Below are 19,715 nucleotides of genomic sequence, written 5' to 3' on the forward strand. Positions count from 1 at the left end.
TCGGCAAGCAGATCGCCACGGCAGCATAAGATTAGGAGTCCGTAGCCCTCACCAATTCCGGTTCAGCCAGGCCCGCGCGGGCTTCTCGACCAGATAGTAGCTGCATAGTGCACAGGCGAAGACAGCCGCCAGCATCGGGATCGGCGCACTGCCCTGCTCGGCGACGAATTTGTAGAAGGGCTGTTGCCAGAGATAGAGCGAGTACGACCACAGCCCGATCATCACCATCGGCCTGTACGATAACAGGCCGGTCAGATGCCAGCTGCTGGTGTCCAGCGTATTGACGACAAGCGCCAGCAAGGGCACCGCCAGGAGATAGTGGACCGGCGTCGGCACCGGATCGAGGAACAGCAGAATGGCGGCGGCCGCCGACACCAGACTGACATAGGGACCCTTCAGGAATGCCGGCAGCCGGTCATCGTGCCTGAGCAGGCAGATCGATGCCGACAGCAGGATCGAGGCGATATGCACGTCGGTGCGCCAATAGCTGTGCTCGTAATCCATGCCGAGCACCCAGTACGAATGGCGCCATTGGCCATCGCCAGCAGCGACAGCGTCACCAGCAGCCGCACGACATTGCCCCGCCCGGTCACCGCCACGCTGATCAGCGCCAGGATGATGTAGGCGTGCTCTTCCACGCATAGCGACCAGATGTGGTCGAGCGCGCCGGCGCGGGTGATGAGAATTCCGGCATAGTTGTAGGTGAATGTCAGCGCCGTCAGCGCCGCCTTCCATTTGAAGGCGATAAAGGTGCTGGAGAGCCCGATCATGGCTGATGTCACGAACACCAGCAGCGCGGGATAGATGCGCGAAAAGCGGCGCTTGAAGAATTTTTTCAGCGGAAAGCGTTCGATGAACAGTATCTCGCCCATCAGCCGGCCTGAGAGCACGAAGAAGAACTCGACGCCGAGCACGCCGAGATTGATCCCGGGAACGGGGAAGAAATGGCCGATCAGCACCAGTGCGATCGAAAGCCCGCGCCAGCCATCGAGATAGGCCAGTCTTGCTCTGGCTGCTTTGTCGGCTGTGGCCCGCGGCAGGGCAACAGACGCTGCGGAGATGTCGGCCATGCCGATCCTCTACGACGCAAGATCTTGGCGCAGCTCACACCGCCGCGCGCAGAATCCACCCCGTGTTCCGCCTAGCTATACATATTGCAGTGCAATATCAGATTGTGCAAGTGCGAGAATGGGGCTGGGCAGTCCCTTGGGAAGTATGCGCCTGTTCTTGCACGGGAATTACCTGAAACAACGGATTTGCGCGTGGCAGCGAACCCGCAAGGACTGGCCAGTTACAGCCCGCCGCAGACGAACAAAGGGGCCGCGATGGCCCCTCTCCTTGTCAGTAGCTTTATGATGTCAGGCGTTGGCTGCCGCCACCGCGCGCTTGGCCATCACGGCGATCAAATTGGCACGGTATTCGGCCGAAGCGTGGAGGTCGGTCATCAAATTCTTCGCCGGCACTTTCACGCCGTCGAGCGCCGATGCGGCAAAGTTCTTCGCCAGTGCGGCTTCGATCTCCTTCGAGCGGAACACACCGTCATCGCCGGCGCCGGTAACGGCAACGCTGACCCCGTCCTTGCCCTTTGCCACGAACACGCCGACGATCGCATAGCGCGAGGCCGGGTTGCGGAATTTTTCGTAAGCAGCCTTGGCCGGCGCGGTAAAACTCACCGCGGTGATGATCTCGCCTTCTTTCAGCGCCGTTTCGAACAGGCCGGTGAAGAATTTCGCGGCTGAAATCTCGCGCTTGTTGGTGACGATGGTGGCGCCCAGCGCCAAGAGCGCCGCCGGATAATCGGCGGCTGGGTCGTTGTTGGCGACCGAGCCGCCGATCGTGCCCTTGTGGCGCACCGCCGGATCGCCAATCAGCGACGCAAGGTGCGCAAGCGCCGGACAGGCCTTCCGCAGCTTCTCGTCATTGGCGACGTCGTAATGGGTTGTGGCGGCGCCGATGGTGACGGTCTTGCCCGACACCTTGACGCCTTGCAGCTCCTTGATCCGCGACAGGTCGATCAGGTCGGAGGGTGCGGCGAGCCGCGTCTTCATCGCCGGGATCAGCGTCATGCCGCCTGACAAAAGCCTGGCGTCGCCGCTCTTCACCAGCTTGGCGGCGTCGGCGACCGAGGCGGCGCGGTGGTAGTTGACTGCGTACATGGGATCCTCCCCTGAAGTGGTTAGGCAGTAGTGAGTAGGGAGTAGGGAATAGGGACGCTGTCATCTCCGGTAATGCCCATTCCCTACTCACTACTCCCTACTCACTCATTTCTTCGCCCTAATCGCCGCCCACACCGTCGAAGGCGAGGCCGGCATGGCGATGTCCACAATCCCCAAAGCGTCGGTGATGGCGTTGATGACCGCTGGCGGCGAGCCGATGGCGCCGGCCTCGCCACAGCCCTTGATGCCGAGCGGATTGCTCGGACACGGCGTGTTCGAGGTCGACACCTTGAATGACGGCAGGTCGTCCGCGCGCGGCATGGTGTAGTCCATGTAGCTCGCCGTCAGCAGCTGCCCGCTATCGTCATAGTGAGCGCCTTCCAGCAGCGCCTGGCCGATGCCCTGGGCGATGCCGCCATGCACCTGGCCCTCGACGATCATCGGGTTGATGATGTTGCCGAAATCGTCCGCGGCGACGAACTGGACGATCTCGGTCGTGCCGGTTTCCGGATCGATCTCGACCTCGCAGATGTAGCAGCCCGCCGGGAAAGTGAAGTTCGCCGGATCGTAGAAGGCTGTTTCCTTCAGTCCCGGCTCCATGCCTGCCGGCAGATTGTGAGCGGTGTAGGCGGCAAGAGCCACCTGGAACCAGGGCAGGCTCTTGTCGGTGCCGGCGACCTTGACCTCGCCATTCTCGATGACGATGTCGCCCTCGTCGGCCTCGAGCAGATGGGCGGCGATTTTCTTGGCCTTGGCCTCGACCTTGTCGAGCGCCTTGGCGATGGCCGACATGCCGACCGCGCCCGAGCGCGAACCGTAGGTGCCCATACCCATCTGCACCTTGTCGGTGTCGCCATGGACGATCGAGACTGAGTCCAGTGGCACGCCAAAACGCTGGTTGACGAGTTGCGCGAAGGTCGTCTCATGGCCCTGGCCATGGCTGTGCGAGCCGGTCAGCACCTCGATCGTGCCGACGGCATTGACCCGCACCTCGGCCGATTCCCACAGGCCGACGCCGGCGCCGAGCGAGCCGACGGCCGCCGACGGCGCGATGCCGCAGGCCTCGATGTAACAGCTCATGCCGATGCCGCGCAGCCTGCCCTGGTTGGCGGCGGCAGCCTTGCGTTCGGCAAAGCCGGCATAGTCGGACGCCTTTGTCGCCGCATCGAGCGAAGCGCCGTAATCGCCGGCGTCATAATTCATGATGACCGGCGTCTGGTGCGGAAACTCGGTGATGAAATTGATGCGCCGCAACTCCGCCGGAGAGGCCCCGAGTTCGCGTGCGGCGGTCTCCATTGTGCGTTCGAGCAAATAGGTCGCTTCCGGCCGCCCTGCCCCACGATAGGCATCGACGGGTGCCGTGTTGGTGTAGACGGTGCGCACATTGGCGTGGATTGCGGGAATATTGTACTGGCCCGACAGCAGCGTCGCGTAGAGATAGGTCGGCACGCAAGACGAGAACAGCGACATGTAGGCGCCGAGATTGGCGATGGTGTCTACCTTGAAGCCGGTGATCCGGTTGTTCTTGTCGAACGCCATTTCGACTGTCGAGACATGGTCGCGGCCATGCGCGTCGGTGAGAAAGCTTTCGGTGCGGTCGGCAACCCATTTGACCGGCACGCCGGTCTTCTTCGACGCCCACAGGCAGACGATCTCTTCGGGATAGATGTAGATCTTCGAGCCGAAGCCGCCGCCGACATCGGGCGCAATGACGCGCAGCTTGTTTTCCGGTGCGACATTGTAGAAGGCGCTCATCACCAGCCGCGCGACATGCGGGTTCTGCGACGTCGTCCAGCAGGTAAAATGGTCCTCGGCTTTGTCGTAATGGCCAAGGGCCGCGCGCGGCTCCATGGCGTTGGGAACCAGCCGGTTGTTGACGATCTTCATGCGGGTGACATGGGCCGCCGCCTGGATCGCCGCGTCGGTCGCCTTGGCGTCGCCGATCTCCCAGTCGAAGATCAGATTGTCCTCGGCATCGGCATGGACCTGCGGCGCACCTTTTTGCAGCGCCTTGGTGGCATCGACCACCGCCTTCAATTCCTTGTAGGTGATCTCGACCGCTTCGGCCGCGTCGCGGGCCTGGCCCTTGGTTTCCGCCACCACGATGACGACCGCATCGCCGACATAGCGCACCTTGTCGACCGCCAGCGGCGACCACGCGCCCATCTTCATCGGCGAGCCGTCCTTGGAATGGATCATCCAGCCGCAGATCAGGTTGCCGATGCCGTCGGCCTTGAGCTCCTTGCCGGTCAAGACGCCGATGACGCCGGGCATCGCCTGCGCTCGTCTGACGTCGATCTTCTTGATCTGAGCATGCGCGTGCGGGCTGCGCACGAAAGCGGCATGCTTCATGCCGGGAACCACCATGTCCTCGACATAGCGGCCGGCGCCGGTGATGAAGCGTTTGTCTTCCTTGCGCACGACCCGAGCGCCGATACCTTCAATGCCCATAGGAATTCCTCCGGAATTTAAGGGAATAGGCAGTAGGGAGTTAGGCGGTAGGGAAAGAGCACGCGGTGTCGTATCGCCGTTTTGCCCTACTCCCTATTACCTACCACCTATCCCCTAAGCTGCCTGTTTCGCCCTGCCCTTCGGCACCTTCGCCATCGTCTGCGATGCGGCGAGGATCGCCTTGACGATGTTGTGGTAGCCGGTGCAGCGGCAGATGTTGCCTTCGAGCTCGGCGCGCACCGTCGCCTCGTCGAGGCCTTCGGGATGGCGCGCGACCATGTCGGTCGCGGTCATGATCATGCCCGGCGTGCAGAAGCCGCATTGCAGCCCATGATGTTCCTTGAACGCGGCCTGCATCGGATGCAGGTCGCCGCCATTGGCAAGCCCCTCGATCGTCACCACGGTCGACCCGGAGGCCTGCACGGCCAGCATCGAACAGGACTTCACTGCCCTGCCGTCGACATGCACGACGCAGGCGCCGCATTGAGAGGTGTCACAACCGACATGCGTTCCGGTGAGACCAAGATTTTCGCGCAGGAAATGAACCAGAAGCGTTCGGTCCTCGGCAGCGCCGCTGATCCGTTTTCCGTTCACGACAAACGAAACGTCCGACATGCATCCTCCCTGGGTATGACCTTGGTAGTCATGCTGCCGATGCGGCTTTGGCGCTCGGCCATGCGCTATTGGTACACTGCACAAAGCGCAAAAAACACACGGCGCTCATTGTACTTTCGGTCATGGAGAAAACGAAAATCACGGGCCTGTCCGCCCCATTGCCAAAGAGCGAATAGGGGGCAACAATGCCCTCGACGCCAGCGCGCCGAGAGACATAAAACGGGCGCGCGCAGGAAGCGTCGGAGGATATCGGGAGGAAGCCTCTGGCCAGTTCACGGACGAGCTATGCATCCGGTTTGTCGGCGCTCACCACCGACGAGCCCGACGCCGATGCATTCGCCCTGGCGGTCGCCGTCGAGGCCGCAGCCATCGATGCCGGCTTTGCCCTGCTGTTCTTCTCCCAGAGCTTGTTTGACGCGAGCGTCCTTTCGCAAGGGCTGAAGACCCACGCGCCGACGCTGGCCTACGCCGCCTGCTCGACCGCCGGCGAGATCACCCCCCAGGGCCTGGAGGAAGGCCATGTGCTGGCGCTGCTCTTTCCCTCCGCGTCGTTTTCGGCGGTCAGCACCATGGTCGACAATCTCTCCTCGTCGGGAATGGACAGGATCACTGATGAAGTCGAGGGCTTGCGGCGGTTGCTGCGCGGACGCACCGGCAGTTGCCATGCCAAAAGCACCTTCGCGCTCTGCTTCATCGACGGCCTGTCCTTTGCCGAGGAAGCTGTAACCTCGGCCATCCATTGGGGGCTGGACGACATCCCGCTGATCGGCGGTTCGGCGGGCGACGACCTCAAATTCGAAACCACCAGTCTGATTTCGAACGGCAAGGTGGCGTCAGACAGCGCCATCATCGTGTTGATTGCTACCGAAATTCCCTTCCACGTCTTCAAGACCGACAATTTCATCCCCACCGACGAAAAGCTGGTGGTGACGGCATCCGACCCGGACCACCGCACCGTGCGCGAGTTCAACGCCACCAATGCGGCCGAGGAATATGCAGCCTCGGTCGGCATCGTTGCGCAGAACCTGACGCCGCTGAGCTTCGCCTCTCACCCCGTTGTGGTGAAGGTGGGCGGCGAATACTACTGCCGCTCGATCCAGAAGATGCATCCCGACGGCTCGCTGTCGTTCTTCTGCGCCATCGACGACGGCGTCGTGCTGTCCATCGCCCAGCCCAAGGACATGGTGGAATCGACGCGCGCCGCACTGCGCGACGTCGAGGAGCGGCTCGGCGGCATCGACATGATCCTCGGCTTCGATTGCGTGCTGCGCCGGCTCGACGCCCGCAACCGCCAGGTGTTCCGCGACATTTCGGAGCTTTACCGGGTCAACAATGTCATCGGCTTCGGCACCTATGGCGAACAGTATCGTTCGATGCACCTCAACCAGACTTTCACCGGCATCGCCTTCGGCGAACGCCAGGCGGCGGAATAGCCCATGCCGCTCAGGGACATCGACGACGTCGACAGGCTGAAGAAGATCAACGCCGCTCTGGTCAGCCGCGTCGAGCGCTCGATGGACCAGCAGGGCAATGCCTTCTCGCTGTTCCAGACTGCAATTTCACTGGAAAACCGGGTGCGCATGCGCACCGAGGAACTGCACTCGACCTTGCGCCGGCTGGAACAGTCGAACATCGACCTCAGCGCCGCCAAGGAAAACGCCGAGCTGGCGAACCTGTCCAAGACCAGGTTCCTGGCCGCCGCCAGCCATGACGTGCTGCAGCCGCTGAACGCCGCCCACCTCTCGGTCTCGGCACTGGCCGAAGTGCAGACCAGCGACGAGGGCAAGAAACTCGTCCGTCAGGTCGAGCGCTCGCTGGAGACGATGGAAGACCTGTTGCGCACGCTGCTCGACATTTCCAAGCTCGACGCCGGCGTGGTCCAGCCCGACATTGGCGACGTCAATCTGGAGACGTTGTTTTCGTCGCTGCGCTCGGATTTCAAGCCGGTTGCCAAGCTGAAGGGGCTGACACTGAAATTCCGCCCGGTCAGCGCCGTGGTGCGTTCGGACCGCACGCTTTTGCGCCGCATCCTGCAGAACATCCTGTCCAATGCGCTGCGCTATACCCGCTCGGGCGGCGTGCTGGTCGGCACCAGGCATCGCGGCGACACCATCCGCATCGATGTCGCCGACACCGGCTGCGGCATTCCCGACGACCAGCGCGAGGCGGTGTTCGAGGAATTCCATCGCGGCTCCGCCATTCCGGCCGATACCGGAATTTCCGGCGGCGGACTGGGGCTGGGCCTTGCCATCGTGCGGCGCATGGCCGCCGCGCTCGGCCACCCCGTGACGTTTTCGTCGAAAGTCGGGCGCGGCACCATCTTCCACATCGATGTGCCGGTCGGCATCGGCGCCAGCGCCGACGCCATCGCCAGCCTTGCCGAGATGGAGCGGCCGCGCGGCTACGGCCTGTTCGGCACCAAGGTGCTGCTGGTCGAAAACGACGCCGATGTGTTGCAGGCGATGACCTTCCTGCTCGAGCGCTGGCAGTGCCTGGTGCGTGCCGCGACCTCGACCGAGGATGCGCTCAGCCTGCTCGGCGACACCGACTGGGTGCCCGACATCGTCATTGCCGACCAGCATCTCGACGACGGCGACCTCGGCACCGCAACAATAGCCGAAGTGCGCGATTATCTCGGCCGCGCCGTGCCGGCGCTGATCGTCACCGCCGACGGATCGGAGGCCGTCGCCAAAGCCGCCCGCGCCGCCGGCATCGAACTGATGCGCAAGCCGCTGAAACCGGCGCAGCTAAGGGCGCTGCTGGCGCATCTGCTGGCTTGAGCCCCATACCCTCCCCTTGATGGGGAGGGTCGGCGCGCAACGCCGGGGCGGGGTGCAGCGCCAAGGTCCCCCACCCCGCTCCGCTTCGCGGATCGACCCTCCCAACAAGGGGGAGGGTAAAGATCAAAACCCGGCCTGATCGCGAAACAGCTCCGCATTGTCCAGCTTCGACACCTCGATCACCGCTTGCGTGCGGCTGTAGACGTTGAGCTTGCGCAGGATCTCCGAGACATGCGCCTTGACCGTGGTCTCGCCGACCTGCAGCTCGTAGGCGATCTGCTTGTTGAGCAGGCCTTGGCGCAGCATCTGCAGCACGCGCAGCTGCTGCGGCGTCAGTTTGGCCAGCCGCTGCACCATGTCGGCGCGGTCGGCGCTGTCGGCGTCGGGCGGCTGTCCCTCATATGTCTCCGGCACATAGATCGCGCCCTCCATCACCGAGCGGATTGCGGCCGCAAGATCGCTCTTGCGCGCCGATTTCGGGATGAAGCCGGCAGCGCCATAGGACAACGCCTCGGAGATGATCTTCGGCTCCTCATAGCCCGAGACGACGACCACCGGCAGCCGCGGATGGCGGGTCCTCAGCTGCAGCAACCCGTCAAAGCCATGCACATCGGGCATGTTGAGATCGAGCAGCGCCAGATCGAACGGTTTTATCCCACCCAGGAGATCGAGCGCTTCGGCAATCGAGCGCGCCTCCACCGTGTCGACTTCCGGGTACGCCATCTGCACGGCGCTGTGCAGCGCCTCGCGAAACAGCGGATGGTCGTCGATGATCAGAAACCGGGCGCGATCGTTGATTGCGGTCATGGTGTTTGTTTCAGTTCTCCGTGGGCACGATACTCCCGCTGGTATGGCCAGCTTATTGGCAAATAGTCTATCGCCATCTTAACCCCCGGAAGCGAAGCCGACTTTATCCGACAATCAAGGCGCAGCTCGTGCTTTTGCGGACGCTGATGCCTTGCCCGGGGGTTCAAATCGGTCAAATGTGCCGTCAAGATCCCAAGCAGAGACCCGCGCATGACAGACTTCGTCCTTCCCCTGCCCGCAACACCATCGGTCGCCGTCGCCGGCTCGGCCGAGCGTTTTGCGGTGCGCCGCATCTTCTGCGTCGGCCGCAACTACGCCGCCCACGCCCGCGAACTCGGCAATGACGAACGCGACCCGCCCTTCTTCTTCACCAAGCCGGCCGATGCGGTGGTCGATTCCGGCACCACGATCCCCTACCCGCCCTTGACCAAAAACCTGCACCACGAGATCGAACTGGTCGCGGCGATCGGCAAGGCCGGCGTCCGCATTCCCCGCACTGAGGCGCTAGACCATGTCTGGGGCTACGGCGTCGGCATCGATCTCACCCGCCGCGACCTGCAGGACGAGGCCAAGAAGGCGGCGCGGCCGTGGGACTGGTCGAAGGCCTTCGACCGCTCGGCGCCCTGCGGCCCGTTGGTATCAGCCGCCAAATCCGGCCATCCGCAAAATGGCCGCATTTGGCTCGCCGTCGACGGCGCGGTGAAGCAGGAGGGCGACCTCGCCGAACTGATCTGGCCGATCGCCGATATCGTTTCGATCTGCAGCAGTGCGGTTGTACTACAACCGGGCGACCTGATCTTCACCGGCACGCCGGCCGGCGTCGGCGCGGTAGCGCCGGGACAGACGATGACCGGCGGTGTCGACAGCATCGGCACCATCGAGATCACCATCGGCCAAGATCCCATCGGCCAAAATTCCACCGACAAGCCGTAATCCGATGAGCGATCTGGTCCTCCATAACTATTATCGCTCCTCCACCTCCTATCGCGCACGCATTGCGCTCGAGATGAAGGGCCTGACCTACGATTACGTGCCGCATCATCTGCGTCATGGCGACCATCTGGAGCCGGCTTACCTAGCGGTCAATCCGCAGGGGCTGGTGCCGGCGCTGATCCTGGGCGACGGCACGCTTTTGACGCAGTCGCTGGCAATCATCGAATATCTCGACGAGACCCATCCCGAACCGCCGCTGTTGCCGAAGGACGCGCTCGGCCGGGCGCGCGTGCGAATGCTGGCGCAGATGATCGCCTGCGACATCCACCCGGTGAACAATCTGCGCGTGCTGACCTCGCTGCGCACTTTGTTCGGCGCCGGCGACCAGGATGTCATCCACTGGTTTCGCCACTGGGTGAACGAAGGGTTCCAGCCGCTTGAAAAGATTCTGGCTTCATCGGATGAGACCGGCACATTTTGCCATGGCGACGCACCGGGCCTCGCCGACATCTGCCTGGTCGCCCAGATCGCCAGCAACGCCCGCTTCGGAGTCGACCTGACACCCTACCCCGAGATCTCGCGCATCCACGCCGCCTGCATGGCGCTGCCGGCCTTTCAGAAGGCAGCGCCGGAGAATCAGATAGATGCCGAATAGGCTCACAATGCCGGAGCAGAGCACGGAGAGTTGCCGATGAAAGCCGTCGTCTTCGAAAAATTCGGCGAAGCGCCGAGAATCCAGACCGTGCCGGATCCTAAACCGGCCGCCGACGGCGTCGTCATCAAGGTCGAGGCAACCGGGCTCTGCCGCAGCGACTGGCATGGCTGGATGGGCCATGACGATGGCATCACACTGCCGCATGTGCCGGGCCATGAACTGGCCGGCATCGTCGTCGCCGTCGGCAAGCAGGTGACCCGCTGGAAGGCTGGCGAACACGTCACCGTGCCGTTTTGCGTCGGCTGCGGCCGCTGTTTCGAATGCAATTCGGGCAATCATCAGGTCTGCGAGCACCAGACGCAGCCGGGTTTCACCGCCTGGGGATCGTTTGCCGAATATGTCGCCATCGAGCATGCCGACACCAATCTCGTACGCCTGCCCGAGGAGATGGAGTTCGCCACCGCCGCCAGCCTCGGCTGCCGCTTCGTCACCTCGTTTCGCGCCATTGTCGACCAGGGCCGGGTGACGCCGGGGGAATGGGTGGCGGTGCATGGCTGCGGCGGCGTCGGCCTGTCGGCGATCATGATCGCCAGTTCCATGGGCGCCAATGTCATCGCCATCGACCTCACCGACGAGAAACTGGACTTCGCCAAAAAGATCGGCGCCGTGGCGACCATCAACGCCGCGACCACGCCGAACGTGGTCAAGGCGGTCAAGCAAATCACCAATGGCGGCGCGCATATGTCGATGGACGCGCTCGGCCACCCCACGACATCCTTCAACTCGATTGCCAATCTGCGCCGGCGCGGCCGCCACGTGCAGGTCGGCCTGATGCTGGGCGAACATGCCCGCCCGCAAGTGCCGATGGACAAGGTGATCGCCTTCGAGCTCGAAATCCTCGGCAGCCACGGCATGCAGGCCTACCGCTACCCCGCCATGATGGAGATGATCCGCACCGGCAAGCTCAAGCCCGAACTGCTGGTCGGCAAGAAGATCAGCCTTGATGAGGCGCCTGCGGCGCTGATGGCAATGGGCGGGTTCGAGGGGATTGGCATTGGGGTGGTGACGAAGTTCTAGGGCGGAGTCGCCCTCCACCACCAAACTCCTAGCGTGCAAATTTCTTCGCCCCGAACACGCAGGCCACCACGCCGAGCGTGACAACAATCATCAGCGGGCTGACCTGCTCGTGCAGCAGCGACGCTGCCAGCGCCAGGCCGAAAAAGGGCTGCAGTAGCTGCAACTGCCCGACGCCAGCGATGCCGCCTTGGGCGAGGCCGCGGTACCAGAACACGAAGCCGATCAGCATGCTGAACAGCGAGACATAGGCGAGACCCGCCCAGGCGCCGGAGCCGACGCCGGCGAAGGACGACGGCAGCGTCGCAAAGGTCAGAACCAGCATGATCGGCAGCGAGATCGCCAGCGCCCAGCAGATCACCTGCCAGCCGCCCAGCCTGCGCGACAGCGCCGCCCCCTCGGCATAGCCCAGGCCGCAGACGATGATGGCGGCCAGCATCAGGCCGTCGCCGACAGGTGAGGCCGTCACGCCTTGCATCAGGGCAAAACCGGCGACCAGCGCGCTGCCGATGCAGGAAAACAGCCAGAAGGCCGGGCGCGGACGCTCGCCACCGCGCAGCACGCCGAAGATCGCGGTGGCCAGCGGCAGCAGGCCGACGAAGATGATGGAATGCGCAGAGGTGACGTGCTTGAGCGCCAGAGCGGTGAGCAAGGGAAAGCCGACAACCACCCCAAGGGCGACGATCACCAGCGACAGAAAATCGCTGCGCGCCGGGCGCTTCTGCTGGAACAGGACGAGCATCGCGAGACCAAGCAGCCCGGCAATCGCGGCGCGGGCCGAGGTCAGGAATGTCGGATCGAACTCCGCCACTGCGACGCGCGTCGCCGGCAGCGAGCCTGAGAAGATCAGCACGCCGACGAATCCGTTCAGCCAGCCGCTCGCGGTCTTGTCCATTCCAGGCTCCATTGCTTTCGACCTCTATCGGGCAAGTGCCTATGGTGCAGCCAGAGACAATGCAGTACAATTCCGCAAAACTGTAATGGCAGGTCGAGCAGTACGGATGAAGGAACTCGCTTTGGAAGCGGACGGCGCGCCCACCGTTCTCGCGACCACTCTGGTCGAAACTGTGATGGCGACCATCCGCCAGCGGATATCGGCGCGCAGCCTGACGCCGGGCGCGCGGCTGCCCTCGATCCGCGCCTTCGCCAAGGCCATGCAGGTGTCGAAATCCACCGTCGTCGAAGCTTATGAACGGCTTGCCGCCGAAGGCGCGATTCGCTCCCGGCCGGGTTCGGGTTTTTATGCCGCCGGATCGCTGGCGCCACTGTCGCTGGCCGAGATTGGACCCCGGCTCGATCGCGCCATCGATCCGCTGTGGGTCTCGCGCCAGTCGCTGGAAGCCGGCGACGAGATGCTGAAACCAGGCTGCGGCTGGATGCCGGCCTCGTGGATGCCGCAATCGGCCTTGCGCCGGGCGCTGCGCACCGTGGCGCGCGCCGACGATGTCGACCTAGCCGATTACGGCACGCCGCTCGGCCTGCCGCCGCTCAGGCAATTGCTCGCGCGGCGCATGGCCGGCCACGGCATCGAGGTCTCGCCCGAACAGATCATGCTGACCGAATCGGGCACGCAGGCCATCGATCTTCTGTGCCGCTTCCTGATCGAACCCGGCGATACCGTGCTGGTCGACGACCCCTGCTATTTCAATTTCCACGCACTGCTGCGCGCCCACCGCGCCAAGGTCGTCAGCGTGCCCTACACGCCATCGGGGCCGGACATCGAGATGTTCGCGCAGGCGCTCGCCGAGCACAGGCCGCGCCTCTACATCACCAATTCCGCCATCCACAACCCGACCGGCGCGATCCTGTCGCCGGTCACCGCGCACCGGCTGCTGAAACTCGCCGACCAGTCGGACCTGACCATCGTCGAGGACGACATCTTCGCCGATTTCGAGCACAGTCCCGCGCCCCGGCTGGCGGCGTTCGACGGCCTCAAGCGCGTCGTTCATATCGGCAGCTTCTCCAAGACGCTATCGGCATCGGTTCGCTGCGGCTTCATCGCGGCACCGCGCGACTGGATCGAGCAACTCACCGACCTCAAGATTGCCACCACCTTCGGCGGCAGCCGGCTGGCGGCCGAACTGGTGCTGACGCTGCTTAGGGACGGCAGCTACCGCAAGCACATGGAATTGCTGCGCGCGCGGCTTTCCCGCGCCATGGGCGAGACGGGCGCGCGCCTGAAGGCGATCGGCATCACGCCCTGGATCGACCAACCGGCCGGCTTGTTCCTGTGGTGCAGCCTGCCGGATGGCGTGGACGCCGCTGAAATGGCGCGCCGCGCGCTGGCCGACAACATCGTGCTGGCGCCCGGCAATGCATTCAGCCTGTCGGGAACCGCCGGCCGGTTCCTGCGCTTCAACGTTGCCCAATGCCAAGACGAGCGGATTTTCAGGGTGCTCAAGGCGGCAATGGCGCGCTGAGCGCTCAGCGGGAGTCGCAGACCTCCCGAATGCAATCTCGAAGCCAGCGTTGCGCCGGAGCGGCATCGAGCCGTGGATGCCAGAGCATCGAGATGGTGACCTCCACCGTGGCGACCGGCAGCAGAAAGCTGACCATGCCGGCGCGTGCGCCTTGCGTGTGCCGTTCGGGCACGCTGGCAATAAGGTCCGAAGCGCGCGCCATGGCGAGTGCAGCCGAAAAGCCGGAGACCATGCACACCACGGTTCGCTGCAGGCCTAGCTGCGCCAAAGTCTGATCGATCGGCCCTCTTTCCCGACCCCGCCGTGAAACGCTGATGTGGCGGCCGGCCGCGTAGCGTTCAGGCGTTACCGCGCCTTCACTCAAAGGGTGGCCGGCTCGCACAGCACCGACGAAGCGGTCGCGAAACAGCGCCTGTATCAGCACTTCAGGTCCGGCCTCGCCGGCAACGCCGATTTCCAGATCGATCGCTGCGTCGCGCAACGAGGCGACATCCTTGTCGGCTTTCGGCGCAAAGCGCAGCCGCACGCCCGGCGCCTCGGCCTGTATGCGAGCGACGAGACGCGGCCCGAACTCCTCGACGAACCCCTCATTGGTGCGCAGCGTGAAGATGTGGTTCAGCTTCGCGAGATCGAGAGGCCTGGCAGGGCGCAGCAACGTTTCTGCTTCCTGGACGACACGGCCGGTCTGCTGCCGCAATGCCTCCGCGCGCGGCGTCGGCACAAGGCCTCGACCGGCCCGAACCAGCAGCGGGTCGCCGGTCGCTTCGCGCAGTCGCGCCAAGGTGCGACTCATCGCCGAAGGGCTGAGCCGCAGCCGGGTTGCCGCGCGAGCCACGCTACCTTTGGTCAGCAGGACGTCGAGAGCGAACAGCAGATTGAGATCGGGCGATGTCATTGGCGGATTGTAGCACATGCCATGGCGTTTGGTGCACGAATAAGATGCAAATGATGCGCCTTCCGCCATTCCATCGTGACGACTAGATCTCCGACAGGTCCGGTTGCGGGACTGACAAGGAGGAAATCGCCATGGCAATTGCTGAGCAGAACGAGTGCGCATCGGCGCCGCAGAACACCCGGTCCGCAGGCCTGGCCCACTCTCCTGTCTTGGCATTGGCCAGCCTGTCGCTCGCCACGCTGCTGTCGTCGCTTGGAACCAGCATTGCCAGCGTCGGACTGCCTTCCCTCATGCAGGCGTTCGGTGCGCCGTTCCAGTCCGTGCAATGGGTGGTTCTCGCCTATCTGCTCGCCATCACGGCCCTGATCGTCAGCGCCGGTCGGCTGGCCGATATGGTCGGCCGCCGGCCGTTGCTGCTCGGCGGCATCGCGCTGTTCACACTGGCCTCGGTGCTCTGCGGCCTGGCGCCGACGCTCTGGCTGCTGATCGCGGCGCGCGCCGTACAAGGACTGGGTGCCGCGCTGATGATGGCGTTGACGCTGGCCTTTGTCGCGGAGACCGTGACCAGGGAGAGAACCGGCAGCGCCATGGGCCTGCTCGGCGCCATGTCGGCGATCGGCACGACGCTCGGACCCTCGCTCGGCGGCTTGCTGATCGCCGGCTTTGGCTGGCGGGCGATCTTCCTCGTCAATGTGCCGCTCGGCCTCCTGACCTTTGCCCTCGCCTGGCTGGCCCTGCCTGCCCGCGGCAAGGCTGCGGGCGTTCAAGGCGGGTTCCACGCGATCGGGACGGTCTTGCTAGGCCTGACGCTCGCCGCCTATGCACTGGCCATGACGCTCGGCCACGGCCATTTCGGCGCCCTCAACACCGGCCTGCTGGTTGCCGCCGGCATCGGCGTCGTTCTGTTCGGCGTCGCGCAGAAGAGGGCGAAGAATCCCTTGATCCGGCTTGCCCGGTTGTACGACATCCGGCTCAGCGCCAGCCTCGCCGCGAACCTCGTTGTCGCCACCGTGATGATGGCGACCCTGGTGGTCGCTCCGTTCTATTTGTCGCGAGGGCTGGGACTCAATGCTGCGATGGTCGGCGTGGTCCTGTCGACAGGTCCGCTGGTCTCCGCGCTCTCGGCGCTTATCGCCGGCCGCCTCACCGATCGCTTCGGTGCCAACAGGATGATGATCGCCGGACTATTCGGCCTGGTCAACGGCACCTTGCTTTTGTCGCTCGCCGCAACGAAACTCGGCATTGTCAGCTATATCGTGCCGATCGCCGTCACCTGCTTCGGGTACGCCCTGTTCCAGACATCCAACAATGCCGCCGTCGTGAGCGGTGTCGCTGCCGGCGAGCGCGGCGTGGTGTCCGGCCTGCTCAATCTGTCGCGCAATCTCGGCCTGATCACCGGCGCATCGCTTATGGGCGCCATTTTTGCGGCTGCCTCGACGGGAGAACGGCAAAGCCAGGACATGCTGACCTCAGCGGCAGCCGCGCGCGGCATGCAGGTTACCTTTCAGACGGCAACGGTCCTGGCGGTGGCTGCGCTGTTGCTGGCACTGCTCTCGACCCGCGCCGGCGGCAGGCTGTCGGTGCGGCAACAGCCATCATGACCGAAGATAGGGAGCTTACGCTCCCGCCCGCTTGCGCCGCTCATAAAGCATGACCAGCGTTTCGGCGGTCAGCGCCGGCCTCTGTTCGCCCTCGATCTCGACCGTATTGGCGGCCTTCATCAGATACTGGCCCGGCCCCTTGTCCTCCACCGACAACAGCGTCGTGCGCAGCCGGATGCGTGCGCCGACCCTGACGGGCGCCAGGAACCGCACCTTGTCGAAGCCGTAATTGAAGGCGGCTTGCGTGTTTTCGGGTACGATGCCCATGCCCAGCGCCAGCGCGCCGATGATCGACAGCGTCAGATAGCCATGCGCGATCGTGGTGCGAAATGGGCTCTGCCGCTTCGCCCGCTCCGGATCGACGTGGATCCACTGATGGTCGCCTGTGCATTCGGCAAACTGGTTGATGCGGTTCTGGTCGACGGTCGTCCATTCCGACACGCCGAGCTCCTGCCCGGCCATCGCCCTTAACTGCTCGAAGGTCGGCGGCGTTTTCGGCCGTAGTTCCGTCATTCCTGCTTTCCCGGTGGCTCCCAGTGCCTCGGACCACGAACGGACGGCTCCTGTCAATTCGCCCGTTGCGATTCCGTTCCGCCATTTTCCGCCAAACAGCGTCCCTCGTCCATGCTCATGCGCCGCAACCGGCCCACTCCTCTCATGGTTACGTTGAGAGTCACTTCTTGTCATAGCCCGAGCGGATTTCCTCCATCGCTTCCTTGATGCGGCTGCGCAGGATTTCGACCGATTCGGTGCCGGATTTCTTGACCAGCTCGGCCACTTCGCCGGCATTTTTCAGGGCGGCTTCGAAGGATTTCCTGGCGAACTCCGCCTGTTTTGTCATCAGTTCCTGGGGATTGCCCGGCGCCTTGTAGCTCTGCGCCATGTCGCTGACTTCACGCAGCGTGTCCTGCAGCATCTCGCGCCGTCTGGACAACAATGAGGTCGCGCCGGCAGCTCCCGCCCGCGCCGATCTTTCCAGGGCCTCGAGGTTCTTGCGATGATGCGCGAGGATCGCCTCGACATTCGGCACCTTCAGGTCACGGCCGAACCGGCTGAACATGTCAAGGAACGAATCGGAGTCGGGTTGTTTGGCCATTGCTCGTGCTCCCCAGTGTCGCAAATGCTGAACCCTGTTCTGGACAATAGCACTCGCGCGCCGTGTGTCCATTCGGACGCCCAAGCAATTCAGCGGCAAATGCAGCATCAGCCAGCGAGAAACAGCCTCTCCGCCGTGTAGAGCACGAGACCGGCCAGGCCGCCAATAATCATGCCATTGAAGCGGATATATTGCAGGTCCCTGCCGATGTTCATCTCGATCAGCCTCGTCAGCTGGGCAAGGTCCCAGCGCTTGACCTGGTCGGAGATGAACGTCGACACACCGCTCTTCTGGCTCTCGACGAATGACGACAGCGCCACGACAAAGCCTTGGTTCATGTCGGCCCTGATCTGCGGATCGCCTGAGAGATGGCGGCCGACCTCGACGAACATGTTGGCGAGATGCGCGCGAACAATCGAATTCTCCGCCTTGGCGTCCTGTTCGATGAACACGCTGAGGCTCTGCCACATGTCGCCGGCGAGCGACTTCACTTCCGGCCGCGCCAGGAAATCGCGCTTCAGCTTCTCGGCCCGTTTGGCGTATTGCTTCGAGGTTCTGAGCCGCTCGATGAAGCTGTGCGCGAAACGGTCGAATTCGGCGCGCATCGGATGGTCGGGGTCGGCCCGCACCTCGTCAAGCAGCGAACCGGCGGAAGCGACGATCTTCTTCAGCAGATAGGCGTCGGCTCTGAACAGGTTGAACAGCGACGGCAATTCCTCGCGGATTTTCTCGCGCATGGTCGCCAGCGCCTCTTCATCGTTCAGGAACCGGCCGATCACCCTGGTGAATTCGTCGAAGAGTTTCTGGTGGCGGCGGTCGTCGGTCAGTGCCGACAGCAATTCGGCCGCGAGCGGCGCCAGCGGCACCTTGTCGATCTGCTCCAGCATGCGGCTGGTGACGAAGCCGCGCAGGCCGGATTGCTCGATCGCCGCAAGCGTCTGCGGGACCAGCCGTACGACGAAGCGTGACAGGCCGGCAGAGCGTTCGGCGTCAGTCAGCCAGTCGGCGACGAGTGCAGCAAAATCGACCTCGGCCAGCTTTTCCCGCACCGGCCCGGGCGCCAGAAAATTGACCTCGATGAAGCGGCCCAGATTATCGGCGATGCGGTTCTGGTTCGCTGGGATGATGGCGGTGTGCGGGATCGGCAGGCCCAGCGGCCGCTTGAACAGCGCCACCACCGCGTACCAGTCGGCCAGGCCGCCAATTGTCGCCGCCTCGGCGAAGGCCGCCACGAAGCCCAGCCACGGATACTTGGCCTCGGACGATTTGGCCACGGCAAAAACCACGACGCAAAGCACCAGCGCAGCCGTGGCGAGGAACTTTGTCCGCCGCAACGCGAAAAGCTTGGCGCCCGTCTCGCCATCAAAACCGCCAGGCGCCAGGGACGAAGCCGATTGGGACATGATACGCCGCTCCTCATCGATCTCTTGGCTATCTGGCATGGGCTATTTAGGGGGTGTTTGGGCCCGTAGCATGATCGGATGGGCCGATTTCGTCCGGGAATTGCCGGTTTCGCACGTAAAGTTGACAAGAATGTTCATCTATCATGCAATCCCAGTCTGGAATTGTTCCAAGGTATAGGCCATATTCCGATCAGGCCAGTGTGAGCGAATCCGAAACTCCGGGTGAGAAAGCCGCACCAGCACAATCTAAAATCTGGTGCAGTTCCAGCGCGCCAGCACTCGGGTGAGGAATGAAATGCGGCTGACGCGCCAGACCAACTACGCCATGCGCATCCTGATGTATTGCGCCGCCAACAACGATCGCCTGAGCCGCATCCCCGAGATTGCGGCCGCCTATTCGGTGTCGGAGCTTTTCCTGTTCAAGATCCTGCAGCCGCTGGTCGAGCATGGCCTGGTCGAGACAGTGCGCGGCAGGAATGGCGGCGTGAGGATCGGCCGCCCCGCCGAGCAGATCAGCCTGTTCGACGTCGTACGGGTGACCGAAGAGAGCTTTGCCATGGCCGAATGCTTCGAGAACGATGCCGCCGAATGCCCGCTGGTCGACAGCTGCCAGCTGAATTCGGCGCTGCGCGAGGCGCTCAACGCCTTCTTTGCCGTACTCTCCCGCTACACCATCGCCGATATGGTGGCGGCGCGCCCGAATGTGCGTCATTTGCTCGGCATCGACATGCTGGTCCAGCGAGCACCGGCCGCCTGAGTTTTCTAGTGCATGTCGCTCAAAAGTGGCCCCGGTTTTGAGACAACGACATGCATAAAGACAAAGACCTAA

At 63.7% G+C, this 19,715-nt stretch carries 19 protein-coding genes; 8 read left to right on the plus strand and 11 right to left on the minus strand.

Annotated features, from left to right (window positions below):
• Positions 1-48: 48 nt before the first annotated feature.
• From NKJ76_RS05600 to NKJ76_RS05620, 5 genes are all read right to left on the minus strand, one after another.
• Entirely contained in the window at positions 49-471 is a 423-nt protein-coding gene (locus NKJ76_RS05600) for an acyltransferase family protein (protein WP_352536949.1), read from the minus strand.
• Positions 396-1,070: an acyltransferase family protein gene (locus tag NKJ76_RS05605; protein ID WP_352536950.1), complete on the minus strand. Its 675-nt coding sequence runs from the start codon at positions 1,068-1,070 to the stop codon at positions 396-398. Before NKJ76_RS05605 ends, NKJ76_RS05600 begins: the two co-directional genes overlap by 76 nt.
• A 288-nt stretch (positions 1,071-1,358) precedes the next feature.
• Positions 1,359-2,156 carry an FAD binding domain-containing protein gene (locus NKJ76_RS05610; RefSeq protein ID WP_023672622.1) on the minus strand — a complete coding sequence of 266 codons (798 nt, stop codon included), beginning with the start codon at positions 2,154-2,156 and terminating at the stop codon, positions 1,359-1,361.
• Between the two features lie 105 nt (positions 2,157-2,261).
• The gene (locus tag NKJ76_RS05615; protein ID WP_352536951.1) at positions 2,262-4,607 is read right to left on the minus strand and encodes a xanthine dehydrogenase family protein molybdopterin-binding subunit; all 2,346 of its coding nucleotides are present in this window, start codon (positions 4,605-4,607) and stop codon (positions 2,262-2,264) included.
• A 114-nt stretch (positions 4,608-4,721) separates the two neighbouring features.
• Complete coding sequence (locus NKJ76_RS05620; RefSeq protein WP_352536952.1) at positions 4,722-5,222, minus strand: (2Fe-2S)-binding protein; 501 nt, start codon at positions 5,220-5,222, stop codon at positions 4,722-4,724.
• Positions 5,223-5,518: 296 nt separating this feature from the next.
• Here NKJ76_RS05620 and NKJ76_RS05625 point away from each other — a divergent pair, with 296 nt between their 5' ends.
• Both NKJ76_RS05625 and NKJ76_RS05630 read left to right on the plus strand, forming a co-directional pair.
• Entirely contained in the window at positions 5,519-6,655 is a 1,137-nt protein-coding gene (locus NKJ76_RS05625) for an FIST N-terminal domain-containing protein (protein ID WP_352536953.1), read from the plus strand.
• A 3-nt stretch (positions 6,656-6,658) separates the two neighbouring features.
• Positions 6,659-8,002, plus strand: a complete 1,344-nt coding sequence (locus NKJ76_RS05630; RefSeq protein ID WP_023672626.1) for a hybrid sensor histidine kinase/response regulator — start codon at positions 6,659-6,661, stop codon at positions 8,000-8,002.
• A 123-nt stretch (positions 8,003-8,125) separates the two neighbouring features.
• Here the strand turns inward: NKJ76_RS05630 and NKJ76_RS05635 are convergent, their stop codons facing one another.
• A complete protein-coding gene (locus NKJ76_RS05635) occupies positions 8,126-8,809 on the minus strand; it encodes a response regulator (protein ID WP_023672627.1) in 684 nt (227 codons plus the stop codon).
• A gap of 210 nt (positions 8,810-9,019) precedes the next feature.
• On the opposite strand from NKJ76_RS05635, the gene NKJ76_RS05640 reads away from it, so the two are divergent.
• Genes NKJ76_RS05640 through NKJ76_RS05650 form a run of 3 tightly spaced genes read left to right on the plus strand, consistent with a single transcriptional unit; the run spans position 9,020 to position 11,474 of the window.
• Positions 9,020-9,742, plus strand: a complete 723-nt coding sequence (locus NKJ76_RS05640; RefSeq protein ID WP_352536954.1) for a fumarylacetoacetate hydrolase family protein — start codon at positions 9,020-9,022, stop codon at positions 9,740-9,742.
• A gap of 4 nt (positions 9,743-9,746) precedes the next feature.
• Complete coding sequence (gene maiA, locus NKJ76_RS05645; RefSeq protein ID WP_023688172.1) at positions 9,747-10,397, plus strand: maleylacetoacetate isomerase; 651 nt, start codon at positions 9,747-9,749, stop codon at positions 10,395-10,397.
• A gap of 36 nt (positions 10,398-10,433) precedes the next feature.
• Positions 10,434-11,474, plus strand: coding sequence for a zinc-dependent alcohol dehydrogenase family protein (locus tag NKJ76_RS05650; RefSeq protein WP_023833808.1), 1,041 nt, complete (start codon positions 10,434-10,436; stop codon positions 11,472-11,474).
• 28 nt (positions 11,475-11,502) lie between these two features.
• Here NKJ76_RS05650 and NKJ76_RS05655 read toward each other — a convergent pair whose 3' ends face one another.
• Positions 11,503-12,366 carry a DMT family transporter gene (locus NKJ76_RS05655; RefSeq protein WP_352536955.1) on the minus strand — a complete coding sequence of 288 codons (864 nt, stop codon included), beginning with the start codon at positions 12,364-12,366 and terminating at the stop codon, positions 11,503-11,505.
• Between the two features lie 106 nt (positions 12,367-12,472).
• Between NKJ76_RS05655 and NKJ76_RS05660 the strand changes: the two genes are divergently transcribed.
• Positions 12,473-13,891, plus strand: a complete 1,419-nt coding sequence (locus NKJ76_RS05660; protein WP_352536956.1) for an aminotransferase-like domain-containing protein — start codon at positions 12,473-12,475, stop codon at positions 13,889-13,891.
• Positions 13,892-13,895: 4 nt separating this feature from the next.
• On the opposite strand, the gene NKJ76_RS05665 is transcribed toward NKJ76_RS05660, so the two are convergent.
• Entirely contained in the window at positions 13,896-14,786 is an 891-nt protein-coding gene (locus NKJ76_RS05665; protein WP_352536957.1) for a LysR family transcriptional regulator, read from the minus strand.
• Between the two features lie 131 nt (positions 14,787-14,917).
• Between NKJ76_RS05665 and NKJ76_RS05670 the strand changes: the two genes are divergently transcribed.
• The gene (locus NKJ76_RS05670; protein WP_352536958.1) at positions 14,918-16,387 is read left to right on the plus strand and encodes an MFS transporter; all 1,470 of its coding nucleotides are present in this window, start codon (positions 14,918-14,920) and stop codon (positions 16,385-16,387) included.
• Positions 16,388-16,402: 15 nt separating this feature from the next.
• Here the strand turns inward: NKJ76_RS05670 and NKJ76_RS05675 are convergent, their stop codons facing one another.
• From NKJ76_RS05675 to NKJ76_RS05685, 3 genes are all read right to left on the minus strand, one after another.
• Positions 16,403-16,900 carry a MaoC family dehydratase gene (locus NKJ76_RS05675; RefSeq protein ID WP_023681725.1) on the minus strand — a complete coding sequence of 166 codons (498 nt, stop codon included), beginning with the start codon at positions 16,898-16,900 and terminating at the stop codon, positions 16,403-16,405.
• A 160-nt stretch (positions 16,901-17,060) separates the two neighbouring features.
• Positions 17,061-17,483, minus strand: coding sequence for a phasin family protein (locus NKJ76_RS05680; protein ID WP_352536959.1), 423 nt, complete (start codon positions 17,481-17,483; stop codon positions 17,061-17,063).
• A gap of 107 nt (positions 17,484-17,590) precedes the next feature.
• The gene (locus tag NKJ76_RS05685; protein WP_352536960.1) at positions 17,591-18,886 is read right to left on the minus strand and encodes a DUF445 domain-containing protein; all 1,296 of its coding nucleotides are present in this window, start codon (positions 18,884-18,886) and stop codon (positions 17,591-17,593) included.
• A gap of 295 nt (positions 18,887-19,181) precedes the next feature.
• Between NKJ76_RS05685 and rirA the strand changes: the two genes are divergently transcribed.
• On the plus strand, positions 19,182-19,643 hold the full coding sequence (rirA, locus tag NKJ76_RS05690; RefSeq protein WP_023672640.1) for an iron-responsive transcriptional regulator RirA: 462 nt from the start codon (positions 19,182-19,184) through the stop codon (positions 19,641-19,643).
• Positions 19,644-19,715 lie beyond the last annotated feature (72 nt).

This window comes from Mesorhizobium sp. M0029 (assembly GCF_040323735.1).
Taxonomy (GTDB): Bacteria; Pseudomonadota; Alphaproteobacteria; order Rhizobiales; family Rhizobiaceae; genus Mesorhizobium.

Coding starts and splice junctions, on each gene's coding strand:
- NKJ76_RS05665 (WP_352536957.1), bottom strand. CDS start 14,786: ATGACATCGCCCGATCTCAATCTGCTGTTCGCTCTCGACGTCCTGCTG.
- NKJ76_RS05655 (WP_352536955.1), bottom strand. CDS start 12,366: ATGGACAAGACCGCGAGCGGCTGGCTGAACGGATTCGTCGGCGTGCTG.
- NKJ76_RS05605 (WP_352536950.1), bottom strand. CDS start 1,070: ATGGCCGACATCTCCGCAGCGTCTGTTGCCCTGCCGCGGGCCACAGCC.
- NKJ76_RS05685 (WP_352536960.1), bottom strand. CDS start 18,886: ATGTCCCAATCGGCTTCGTCCCTGGCGCCTGGCGGTTTTGATGGCGAG.
- NKJ76_RS05615 (WP_352536951.1), bottom strand. CDS start 4,607: ATGGGCATTGAAGGTATCGGCGCTCGGGTCGTGCGCAAGGAAGACAAA.
- NKJ76_RS05675 (WP_023681725.1), bottom strand. CDS start 16,900: ATGACGGAACTACGGCCGAAAACGCCGCCGACCTTCGAGCAGTTAAGG.
- NKJ76_RS05640 (WP_352536954.1), top strand. CDS start 9,020: ATGACAGACTTCGTCCTTCCCCTGCCCGCAACACCATCGGTCGCCGTC.
- NKJ76_RS05635 (WP_023672627.1), bottom strand. CDS start 8,809: ATGACCGCAATCAACGATCGCGCCCGGTTTCTGATCATCGACGACCAT.
- NKJ76_RS05680 (WP_352536959.1), bottom strand. CDS start 17,483: ATGGCCAAACAACCCGACTCCGATTCGTTCCTTGACATGTTCAGCCGG.
- maiA (WP_023688172.1), top strand. CDS start 9,747: ATGAGCGATCTGGTCCTCCATAACTATTATCGCTCCTCCACCTCCTAT.
- NKJ76_RS05650 (WP_023833808.1), top strand. CDS start 10,434: ATGAAAGCCGTCGTCTTCGAAAAATTCGGCGAAGCGCCGAGAATCCAG.
- NKJ76_RS05660 (WP_352536956.1), top strand. CDS start 12,473: ATGAAGGAACTCGCTTTGGAAGCGGACGGCGCGCCCACCGTTCTCGCG.
- NKJ76_RS05620 (WP_352536952.1), bottom strand. CDS start 5,222: ATGTCGGACGTTTCGTTTGTCGTGAACGGAAAACGGATCAGCGGCGCT.
- NKJ76_RS05610 (WP_023672622.1), bottom strand. CDS start 2,156: ATGTACGCAGTCAACTACCACCGCGCCGCCTCGGTCGCCGACGCCGCC.
- NKJ76_RS05670 (WP_352536958.1), top strand. CDS start 14,918: ATGGCAATTGCTGAGCAGAACGAGTGCGCATCGGCGCCGCAGAACACC.
- NKJ76_RS05630 (WP_023672626.1), top strand. CDS start 6,659: ATGCCGCTCAGGGACATCGACGACGTCGACAGGCTGAAGAAGATCAAC.
- rirA (WP_023672640.1), top strand. CDS start 19,182: ATGCGGCTGACGCGCCAGACCAACTACGCCATGCGCATCCTGATGTAT.